Origin of the sequence: Streptomyces sp. NPDC058758, assembly GCF_042746075.1 — a bacterium.
Classification (GTDB): Bacteria; Actinomycetota; Actinomycetes; order Streptomycetales; family Streptomycetaceae; genus Streptomyces.
In genome coordinates this window covers 1-9,285 of sequence record NZ_JBHYPS010000080.1, presented here as the reverse complement: position 1 = coordinate 9,285, position 9,285 = coordinate 1, and the positions used below count along the sequence as shown (strand labels likewise).

The following is a 9,285-nucleotide window of genomic DNA, read 5'->3' as shown; positions in this document are numbered from 1 at the left end:
TGGAGCTTGGCGGCGAAGGCGGGGTACTCGGCGTCGCCGACGTGCTCGCCCATCTCGACGGCCGCGGCCGCGTCGTAGCCGCCGCCGTCGATGTCCCGCCAGTGCCGCAGCTGGACGTCCACGAGATCGGCCACCCCCTCGCGTGCGGCCCGCGCGGTGACGAACTCGTGCTGGGCGCGGGACAGGGTGACCGCGGTGACGCGGGCTTTGTGCGCGCGCGCCGCGTGGACGGTGAGGGAGCCCCAGCCGCAGCCGACGTCGAGCAGCCGGTCCCCGGGGCCCAGGCCGAGTTTGCGGCAGATCAGTTCGAGCTTGTCGCGCTGCGCGTCGGCCAGGGTGTAGGCCGGGTCGTCGGGCCGGGTCCAGTAGGCGCAGGAGTACGCCATGGTCTCGTCGAGGAGGAGCGCGTAGAAGTCGTTGGAGAGGTCGTAGTGGTGGCTGATGCCCGCGCGGTCCCGCGCGACGCTGTGCAGGCCGCCGGTCAGGCGGGCCCGCCCGTCGGGGCGCTTCGGGGGCGGGCCGACGGCACCGAGGCGTACGGCGAGGGCGGTGGCCGCGGCCATGCCCGCCGGCCCGGGGCGTGCCGCGGGCCGGTCGCGGACGCTGCGGCCGGCTCGGGAGAGGGCGTCGGCGAGGTCGCCCTCGACGTCCAGGTCGCCGGTGACGTACGCCTCGGCCAGGCCGAGCTCGCCCGGCTGCCACACCAGGCGGCGCAGCGCGCCGGGCGAGCGGAGGACCACCAGGGGCGCGTCGGCGGGGCCCGTCAGGCTGCCGTCCCAGGCCCGGACGCGCACGGGGAGCGGCCCCGGGAGGAAGTGGCCGAGGAGGTCGGCGAGTCGGTCGGCGGCGGACTTCATCGGGGGGTTCCTTCGGTGAGGAGGAGCTGGCGGACGTCGAGGTAGCGGGAGCGGAATCCGGCTTCCGAGTAGGCGAGGTAGAACTCCCACATGCGCTGGAAGACCGGGTCGAAGCCGAGGCCGGTGACGGCGCCGCGGCGGGCGGTGAACCGTTCCCGCCACAGGCGCAGGGTCTCGGCGTAGTGCTCGCCGAAGCCGTCGTCGGCGACCGTGCGCAGACCGGCGGCGGCCGAGTGCGCGGCGATGGCCTCGCGGGAGGGGATCAGACCGCCCGGGAAGACGTACTTGCTGATGAAGGTGTGGGTGGCGGCGGTGTGCAGCATCTGCCGGTGGCCCATGGTGATGGCCTGCAGGGCGATCCTGCCGCCGGGGGCGAGCGCGCGGCGCAGGGCCGTGAAGTAGGCGGGCCAGTACTCGGCGCCGACCGCCTCGATCATCTCGACGCTGACGACGGCGTCGTACCGCCCTTCCGCGTCGCGGTAGTCGCGCAGCTGGACGTCCACCCGGTCGGCGAGGCCGGCCGCGGCGATCCGCTCGCGGGCCAGGGTGGCCTGCTCGGCGGAGAGGGTCAGGGTGGTGACGCGGGCGCCGCGGGCGGCGGCCCGCAGGGCGAGCTCGCCCCAGCCGGTGCCGATCTCGAGCAGCCGGGTGCCCTCGCCGACGGCGGCGAGGTCCAGGAGCCGGTCGATCTTGCGGTGCTGGGCGGCGGTGAGGGACTCGAAACGGGCGGGGAACCCGGTGAAGACGGCGGAGGAGTAGGTGAGGGTGGGGTCGAGGAAGGTGGCGAACAGGTCGTTGGACAGGTCGTAGTGGCGCTGGATGTTGCCGCGGGCCCCGTCGCGGGTGTTGCGGTCGGCGACGGGGCGGGCCGACACCCACAGGCCGCGGAGCCGGCGCAGCGGAGCGGGCACCAGCTCGTCGGCGTGGGAGGCGAGGACGGTCAGGACGCCGGCCAGGTCGTCGCTGTCCCATTCGCCGGCCAGGTAGGACTCGCCGAAGCCGATCAGCCCGTGGCGGCCGATCCGGCGGTGGAAGGCCTCCGGGTCGTGGAGCGTCAGCCGCGGGCCGGGGGCCGCCGCGCGGGCCCGCGCGGCGGGCACGGTCAGGGCCAGCCGGTCCAGGGCCCGGCCGACGAAGTGCCTGGCGACGGCGGTGCGGGCGGACCCGGCCGACGGCAGCCGCGCCACGTCGGGCCACCGGCCGGCGTCGACGTCCGCGCGGCGGGCGGTCGGCACGGCCGCGGGCCCGCTGCTCGGGACCGTCTGGTGGGGGATCCCGACGGTGCGGCCCGCGGGCTGGGAGGGGGCCTGCGGGGTGAGGGCGGGACGGGTCACGGCAGCATGCCTTTCTGCGGCGTGGGACGGGGGCGGGGGTGCACGGGCAGGCCGCGCAGCAGCAGGTGGACGCCGTGGCGGCGGATTCCGGCCCAGACGGCGGCGGTGGAGAAGGGCCTGCGGGCGGCGGCGGACAGCAGGGCGGGCACGGTGGCGGGCCTGCGGCGGCCGCGGACCGCCGCGGTGAACGCCCGGCCGCCGCCGTGCTCCAGGTGGACGGTCAGACCGAGCCGTTCGCCGGGCAGCGGCAGCCGCATCCGGTAGCGGCCCTCGACGGCGAAGAACGGCGAGACGTAGAACTCCTTGTCCGCTTCCGCCTCACCGGCCTCGTCCGTCCGCAGCAGGTAGCAGTGGCGCTGACCGTAGGTGTTGTGGACCTCCGCGACCACGCACACCAGGGAGCCGGAGGCGTCGTGGCACCAGAACACGCTCAGCGGGTTGAAGACGAATCCGAAGACGCGGGCGTGCGCGAGCATCACCACCCGGCCGCCTTCCAGGTCGACGCCGTGGGCGGCGAGGAAGGAGTCGAGTCCGGCGCGCAGGGACCCGGCGGTGCCGGCGAAGTGGTCGCGGGCGTCGAAGCGGGCCAGCGGACGCAGCGGCCGGGGCAGCACCGGCAACCGGTCCGGATCCACGCACCACAGGTAGGTGCGGTGCCGCAGGACGTGGCGCAGCGGCGTGCGGCGGACGTGCGTGATCACGCACTCGTACAGCGCGGGCGTCCCGGCCGCCGTGGGCGCGGCGGTGGCGTCGGTCCGGTTCACCAGTCCACCCCCAGGGAGCGGGCGGCCTCCACGCCGGAGCGGCAGCCGTCCTCGTGGAAGCCCCAGCCGTGCCAGGCCCCGGCGTACGCGGTCGTGGCCGTGTTGAGCCGGGGCAGCTCCCGCTGGGCGGCGACCGAGGTGGGGGTGTACACCGGGTGCTCGTACACCATCCGCTCCACCACCCGGTCCGCGGCGATGCCGTCCTCGCCGCCGAGGGTGACGACGTAGTCGGCGCCGGCGGGCAGCCGCTGGAGCCGCCGCATGTCGTAACTGACGCGGACGGGCTCGGACGTGGGGTCGCAGCCGGTCATGCGGTAGTTCCAGCAGGCGCGGGCGCGCGGCGACCGGGGCAGGACGCTGGTGTCGGTGTGCAGCACGGTGGGGTTGCGGGAGTAGGTGAAGGCGCCCAGGAGCCGTTTCTCGTCCGTGGTGGGGTCGGCGAGCATGCGCAGCGCCTGGTCGGGGTGGGTGGCGATCACGACGGCGTCGTGGGCGTCGGTGGTTCCGTCGCCGGTGGTGATCAGTACGCCTCGGCCGGTGCGCCGGACGGCGCCGACGGGGGTGGAGGTCCGGACGCGCTGGATGTTCTTGGCGGCGGCGTCCACGTAGGCGGAGGAGCCGCCGGTGACGGTCTTCCACTGCGGGGAGCCGGTGACGGAGAGCAGGCCGTGGTGGTCGAGGAAGGCGAAGAGGTAGGCGGCGGGATAGGACAGGGCGGTGCGGGCCGGGCAGGACCAGACCGCGGAGACCAGGGGGAGGGCGAAGTGGCTGACGAAGGAGGAGGAGAACCCGCCCTCGCGCAGGAAGTCCCCGAACGTGACGCCCGAGTGCGGGGTACGGGCCAGCAGGCGGCGGGCGCCGCGGTGGAAGACCGGAACCTCCGCCAGCAGCCGCAGGTGGCGGCCCCGCAGCGCGGCACGGGAGGCGAACAGCCCCGCCGGGCCGCGGGCGCCCGCGTACTCCAGCCCGCAGCCGTCGCACCGCACCGACATGCTCATCTCGGCGTCCTGCGTGGTGATTCCCAGCTCGCCGAAGAGCCGCAGCAGGGTCGGATAGGTCCGTTCGTTGTGGACGATGAAGCCGGAGTCCACGGGCACCACCCCGCCACCGGGCACGGCCAGTTCGCGGGTGTGGGCGTGTCCGCCGAGCCGCCCGTCGGCCTCGTACAGGGTGACCTCGCACGAAGAGGCCAGGACGTGGGCGGCCGTCAGCCCCGCCACCCCGGAGCCCACCACCGCCACCTTCCGGTGCTCCACCACAACCACTCCCGCCACTCGACACGCCGCTCGGCTGCTGCGTTTCACCCGTACTTCGCAGCAGCCGGGCTTTTGGATGGGTGAGATGCGTAACAGCGAGGCGGAGGGATCCGGCGAAGCGGCGTACCGGTCCGGCCGGTGGGACCGGCGAGACGCGTGCCACGGTCGCCGGTCGACGCGGAGCGCCCGGTCAGGCGGGCAGGGCCATCAGGAGCAGGGGGGCGGTGGTGGGTTGGGAGGAGCCTCCGGCGGGTTCGAGGGTGAGCCCGACGGCGCCCGCGCCGGCGGGGTCGCCGGTGAGGGGCACGGTGCCGTCGTGGTCGATCAGTCCGGCCGGGCGCATGGTGCCGTCGTGGTCGAGCCACAGCTGGTAGGTCTTGCCCGTTCCGGGGGCGGGCAGGCCGGCGGCGGTGAAGACGGCCCTGTTCTGCCGCGCGGAGGAGACGACGGTGGTCAGGGCTCCGTTCGCGGCCTTGCCGTGGGCGGTGCGCGCGTCCGGGGCCGCCAGTACGGCGCTGACCGCGTCGAGCTGCCGCTGGGCCTGACGTGCCTGCTGTTCGAGGTCGCGTCCGTTCTGCGTCTGCCACACCGCGACGCCGCCCAGTGCGGCCGCGGCCACACTGGCGGCCAGCGCCAGGGGAACGGCCCGGCGGCGCAGGACGCCGACGAGGGCCGGCGCCGTTCCGGGAGCGGGGGTACGCGGGGGCAGTTGGCGTACGCCCTCGATGGCGGCCAGGACCTGTGCCTTGGCGGCCGGAGGCGGCGGCTGGGCGACCGCGGCCGCCAGGCGTGCCGTGGTCGCCCGGAACTCGGCGGCTTCCTGACGGCATGCCTCACACGCCCGTAGGTGGGCGTCGAAGTCCTTGCGTTCGGCTTCGTCGAGGGCGTCGAGGGCGTAGGCGGCGGCGAGGGCGTGGAGGTCGGAGCGGTGCTGGTTCATGTGGTCACCCCCATGCAGTCGCGGAGCCGGATCAGTCCGTCGCGCATGCGTGTCTTGATGGTGGGAAGCGGCGTGCGCAGGGTCTCGGCGACTTCACGGTAGGTCAGGCCCTGGTAGTAGGCCAGGGTCACGGCCTGGCGCTGGAGTTCGGTCAGGCCGCGCAGGCAGCGGCGTACCTGTTCGGACTCCAGGCGGGTCTCGACCTGCTCGGCGACCTCGTCGAAGGCGGTGGTGTGCTCCCGGGCCGCCTGCGCGTGCTCGCGGTCGGCGGCGGCCTGGGCGGAGCGGACGCGGTCCACGGCCCGGCGGTGGGCGATGGTCGCCGCCCACGTCTGCACGCTGCCGGCGTCGGGCCGGTAGCGGGCGGCCTGGCGCCACAGGTCGATCATGACCTCCTGGGCGACCTCCTCGGACTGCGCCCGGTCGCGCACCACTTTGAGCACGATGCCGAAGACCAGGGGCGCCAGGGCGTCGTAGAGGGCGGAGAACGCCTGCTTGTCACCGCGCGCCACCTCACCCATGACCTCGGTGAGGTCGCCGGGGGCGGGGCGGCGGTCGCGGCCGGCGGCGAAGGGAAGGGGCTGGTTCACCCGCACCGCTCCGGTCGTGGTGAGAAGGCGAAGGGGCGGCCTGGGCCGGCCGTCGGGGGGCGGGACGTCCATCGCATGCCGGTCCTCGTGTCGTCGCTCGATCGGGCCGGGCCGCCCGGCGGCGGCCCGGTCACCGAAACCTGTGGATGTGTCGTCCGTTCTTCGGAGCGGACGGGCGTGTGGATGGGTGGGCTTCGTCACCCGCGCCACCCTTGAGTAGCCCGTTCGGGGGAAGTCGGGCGCAGCGGCCGAGCCGGAGGGCGGACGGCGGCGAAGACGGTGCGTGAGGAGAGCGGAGCGACGTTCTCCGGATCTCCTCACCGGCCGCGCGGGTCGCTCGGCCGAAGCGCCCTCACGGGAGGTGGTTCACATGGTTCGTGTACGACACGGTCTGGCGGTGGCCCTGGCGGCCGGCGCGGTGGTCGCCGGCGGCGCCTCGATGGCATCGGCCGATGCCGGTGCGCAGGGAGTGGCGGCCCACTCGCCCGGAGTGGGGTCGGGCAACCTCGTTCAGGTTCCCGTCCACATCCCGGTCGACGCGTGCGGCAACACCGTCGGCGCGATCGGGCTGCTGAACCCGTCCTTCGGCAACACCTGCGTCAACGCCTGATCGAACACCGCGGGAAGAGCTCCGGTCCGCCGCCCACAGGACGGGGTGGCGCGGGCCGGTGACCCGCCCGGAAGGTGCCGTGCTCCGGGCGGGTCGGCCGCGGGCGGCCGTCGGCACGGCCGCCCGCGGCACCGCGTGCCTTCTGCCCCGGCTACCAGGTGAGGACCGCGATGACCTGTTTGCCCCGGACGGAGCGGCTGACGAAGAGCTCCGCCCCCAGCGCCCGGACGATCTTCAGTCCCCGGCCCCCCGGGTCCCCGCGCGGCGTTTGGCGGTGGCTCCCCGGCGGGTCCTCGGTCCCGTCGCTGACGGCGATGCCCGCCCGCCCCCGCTCCAGGCTCAGGGTGAGCGCGTAGGGCCCGGCCGCGTGGAGCACCGCGTTGCCGACCAGCTCCGAGACGATCAGTACGAGATCCTCGGCGACCTCGCGGGGACAGGCGTCCGCTTCCCGTGTCAGGAGTCGTGCCGCGGCCTGGCGGGCCTGGCGGGCCGCGCGTCCGTCCGGGAGGAGCGGGACGTGCAGCGTGGCCGGACATCCGCGGGGAGCGGTGGCGGTGTCCATGACGATTCCTCGCAGTGAGCGGTCTTCGCGACCGGAGAACCGGCTGAAGGGGAGCGCCACGGGGCCGTGGTGTCCCGGGGACTTCGCGGCGGGCTGCCGGTCGTCACCACGTCTCCTGGCGGTCCAGGGGCCGGGAACCCAGTGGTTGACGCCGGGCCGGCCGTCCAGAACTGCTTCCAGTGAGGATTCGTGGCGCATGCCGCGAGGGATTGCCGGAATCCGGGAGAACTCCCGAGCGGCCGTCCGGGTCGTCTCCGGCCCGGCCGTCTCCCGGGCGACCGGTGCCGCCCCGCCAGGGGCTCCGCCCCGGGCGCCGGCGACCCTGGGCCGCGGCGCCGCCTTCACGCCCGCCGCGTAAGGCAACACCGGCAAGGGATTTCACTCTTTCGGGGGGTGGACCCATCCGCCGGGCGGGGGCCGCCGAATGCAGCACGTGAGCAGCTTCCGCAGCAGACTCGTCCGCGCCGCACTCGGCGCACTGGCCGGCCTCCTGGCCGCGTTCACGGCTCTGGCCGTGGCCGAGCTGGTGGCCGGACTGGTGCGGCCGGCCGCCGGGCCGGTGACCGTGGTGGGCGGTGCGGTGATCGACCGGACGCCTGCCGCGGTGAAGGACTTCGCGATCCGCGCGTTCGGAGAGAACGACAAGATCGTTCTCCAGCTGGGCATTCTCGCGATCCTCGCCCTCATCGCCGTCGGCCTCGGCATCCTGGCCGTCTCCCACCGGCGCGCCGGTGCCGCGGGGGTGCTGCTGTTCGGGATCGTCGGCGCTGCCGCGGCTCTCAGCCGTCCCGACTCCACCGGCACCGGTGACGCACTGCCCTCGCTCGCCGGAGCCGTCGCGGGAGCCCTCGCCCTGTACGTACTGGCGGCCCGAGCCGCCCCCCTTCCCGCCCCGGACGGTCAGGCAGGCCCCGGCGCGTGGAGCAGGCGCGGGTTCCTCGCCGCTGCCGGTGCGACCGCGGTCGTCGCGACCTCGGCCGGCGCACTGGGCCGCTACTTCACCGGCCGGCAGGGCCAGGGTGCCGTCGCCTCCCGGGAGAACCTGGTGCTTCCCGCACCCGCCTCCCCGGCTCCCGCCGTCCCGGCCGGTGTCCAGCTGAAGGTGCCCGGCATCACGGCCTTCACCACCCCCAACTCCGACTTCTACCGCGTCGACACCGCCCTGACCGTGCCCAAGGTCGACGCCGGCACCTGGCGGCTGCGCCTCCACGGCAAGGGCGTGGCCCGCCCCCGCACCTACACCCTCGACCAGCTCCTCGCCCGCCCGCTCGTCGAACGCGACATCACCCTCACCTGCGTCTCGAACGAGGTCGGCGGCCCCTACATCGGCAACGCCCGCTGGCTCGGCGTGCCCCTCGCCGACCTCCTGGAGGAAGCCGGCGTCAGGCCACCGTCGAAGGGCGGCGGGGCGGATCAGCTGGTGGCCCGCTCCGTGGACGGCATGACGCTCGGCTCGCCCGTCGAGGACCTGATGGACGGCCGCGACGCCATCCTGGCGGTCGGGATGAACGGCGAACCGCTCCCCTTCGACCACGGCTTCCCGGTCCGCATGCTCGTCCCCGGCCTCTACGGCTACGTGTCGGCCTGCAAGTGGATCGAGGACATCGAGCTCACCACGTTCGACGCCTACGACCCCTACTGGGTCAAGCGCGCGTGGGCCCGCCGCGCGCCGATCAAGACCCAGGCCCGCATCGACACCCCGAAACCCTTCGCGCGCCCCGCCGCCGGCACCGTCACCGTCGCCGGCGTCGCCTGGGCCCAGCGACGCGGCATCACCCGCGTCCAGGTCCGCGTCGACGACGGGCCCTGGCAGGACGCCGACCTCGCCGCCCAGGCGGGCGTCGACACCTGGCGCCAGTGGTCCTACCGCTGGAACGCCACCCCCGGCGGACACAACCTCACCGTCCGCGCCACCGACGGCACCGGCCAGGTCCAGACCGAACGGCGCACCCGGACCATCCCCGACGGAGCGAGCGGCCTGCACGGCGTCTTCGTCACCGTCCCCTAGACCACCCGGGCGGCCGCGAGGCCCGCACCGGGCAGCACCACCCACACCCCGACACCTCACAGAAGAATCACCAAGGAGCAACCGGCCATGAACAGCATGAAGATCCGCCGTACCGCGATCGCCGTCACCGCCGCAGTCGCGCTGCCCTTCTCCCTGGCCGCGTGCTCGGACTCCGGCAGCGACACCAAGGCCGCCCCCACCGCGGCCGCCGGAGACGAGGCGAAGACGCAGACGAGCACCCCCTCCGAGGCGCCGATGACCGGCGACCAGCCGTTCGGTCCGGCCTGTGCCGGGGTGCCGAAGGAGGGCGCGGGCTCCTTCGACGGCATGGCCAAGGACCCGGTCGCCACCGCCGCCTCCAACA

The 9,285-nt window shown here is 74.7% G+C and carries 9 protein-coding genes and 1 pseudogene; 3 read left to right on the top strand and 7 right to left on the bottom strand.

From position 1 onward, the window contains the following. From ACFW6A_RS38865 to sigK, 6 genes are all read right to left on the bottom strand, one after another. Positions 1-857: SAM-dependent methyltransferase (locus ACFW6A_RS38865; RefSeq protein ID WP_386646603.1), on the bottom strand; the 857-nt coding region annotated here is incomplete at its 3' end. Next, complete coding sequence (locus tag ACFW6A_RS38860) at positions 854-2,191, bottom strand: class I SAM-dependent methyltransferase (RefSeq protein WP_386646601.1); 1,338 nt, start codon at positions 2,189-2,191, stop codon at positions 854-856. The genes ACFW6A_RS38865 and ACFW6A_RS38860, both read right to left, overlap by 4 nt. Further along, the gene (locus ACFW6A_RS38855) at positions 2,188-2,955 is read right to left on the bottom strand and encodes a DUF1365 domain-containing protein (RefSeq protein ID WP_386477914.1); all 768 of its coding nucleotides are present in this window, start codon (positions 2,953-2,955) and stop codon (positions 2,188-2,190) included. The genes ACFW6A_RS38860 and ACFW6A_RS38855 overlap by 4 nt, the downstream gene beginning before the upstream one ends. Continuing rightward, positions 2,952-4,220: an FAD-dependent oxidoreductase gene (locus tag ACFW6A_RS38850; RefSeq protein WP_351857236.1), complete on the bottom strand. Its 1,269-nt coding sequence runs from the start codon at positions 4,218-4,220 to the stop codon at positions 2,952-2,954. Before ACFW6A_RS38850 ends, ACFW6A_RS38855 begins: the two co-directional genes overlap by 4 nt. 181 nt (positions 4,221-4,401) lie before the next feature. Continuing rightward, positions 4,402-5,151: an anti-sigma factor gene (locus tag ACFW6A_RS38845; protein WP_386646598.1), complete on the bottom strand. Its 750-nt coding sequence runs from the start codon at positions 5,149-5,151 to the stop codon at positions 4,402-4,404. Beyond that, positions 5,148-5,741 carry an ECF RNA polymerase sigma factor SigK gene (gene sigK, locus ACFW6A_RS38840; protein WP_386646596.1) on the bottom strand — a complete coding sequence of 198 codons (594 nt, stop codon included), beginning with the start codon at positions 5,739-5,741 and terminating at the stop codon, positions 5,148-5,150. The genes ACFW6A_RS38845 and sigK overlap by 4 nt, the downstream gene beginning before the upstream one ends. A gap of 370 nt (positions 5,742-6,111) precedes the next feature. Here sigK and ACFW6A_RS38835 point away from each other — a divergent pair, with 370 nt between their 5' ends. Beyond that, complete coding sequence (locus ACFW6A_RS38835) at positions 6,112-6,351, top strand: chaplin (RefSeq protein ID WP_386646594.1); 240 nt, start codon at positions 6,112-6,114, stop codon at positions 6,349-6,351. 151 nt (positions 6,352-6,502) lie between these two features. On the opposite strand, the gene ACFW6A_RS38830 is transcribed toward ACFW6A_RS38835, so the two are convergent. Further along, positions 6,503-6,913 (bottom strand): ATP-binding protein, encoded by a 411-nt coding sequence (locus ACFW6A_RS38830; RefSeq protein WP_386646592.1) that lies wholly within the window; start codon positions 6,911-6,913, stop codon positions 6,503-6,505. Between the two features lie 424 nt (positions 6,914-7,337). Here ACFW6A_RS38830 and ACFW6A_RS38825 point away from each other — a divergent pair, with 424 nt between their 5' ends. Together ACFW6A_RS38825 and ACFW6A_RS38820 are read left to right on the top strand one after the other, a co-directional pair. After that, positions 7,338-8,921 carry a molybdopterin-dependent oxidoreductase gene (locus ACFW6A_RS38825; protein WP_386477930.1) on the top strand — a complete coding sequence of 528 codons (1,584 nt, stop codon included), beginning with the start codon at positions 7,338-7,340 and terminating at the stop codon, positions 8,919-8,921. Positions 8,922-9,008: 87 nt separating this feature from the next. Then, positions 9,009-9,285, top strand: a pseudogene (locus ACFW6A_RS38820) (fasciclin domain-containing protein); the annotation flags it as partial.